This is a genomic window from Frigoribacterium sp. AC759 (assembly GCF_979256015.1).
The window spans coordinates 2,635-3,242 of the sequence record NZ_CEEDMT010000052.1; the positions used below are offsets into that span (position 1 = coordinate 2,635).

1 protein-coding gene is annotated in these 608 nt (G+C 67.8%); it reads left to right on the plus strand.

Annotation, left to right across the window (positions count from 1 at the left end; genetic code table 11):
* Positions 1–608, plus strand: a 608-nt coding sequence (locus ACZ6JE_RS15010; protein ID WP_464319452.1) for a hypothetical protein, incomplete at both ends; no start/stop codon positions are given.

Genomic DNA, 608 nt, shown 5'->3' on the forward strand with positions numbered 1-608 from the left:
GTGACCGTCACGGCCCCGGAGGGGACGACGTTCGCCGAGGGGCAGGACGTCATCGCAGGGGCGTTCATCCGCGACGGTGCCCCGTCGTCGGCGGGGATGCAGCTGACGGGCGGAGTGCGGTCGGATGACGGTCGCACCTACACCTACACCTGGGACACCGCGGCGAACGGTGCGACGGGGTGGCAGATCCGGAAGGACGAGGTCCTGCGGTGGAAGATCGCCGTGGTGACCCCTGCCGATGCCGGGGATGTCGAGGGCAACGCGATGGGTTACACGTTCGTCGGGACGAGCGTCCAGGGAGGGTTCCAGGCCACGGGTTCCGCTCCGGTGACGTTCGTGTCGTCGTATGCGGGTGTGACGCTGGACAACCTCGCTGATGGTGACACGTTCACTCCGGGTGATGTGACGTTCTCGGGCACCGGTCAGCCCGGTGCGACGGTGACGGTGGCGCCGTCGACCGGTGCGGGTGTGTCGACGGAGGTGCGTGAGGATGGCACGTGGAGTGCGGTCCGGTACTTGGGCAACGCGTCGTACACGATGTCGGTGACGCAGGTCGCGGCCTCGGGGGAGAACAAGCTGGAGAACATCCGTCTGTTCTCGGACGCCGT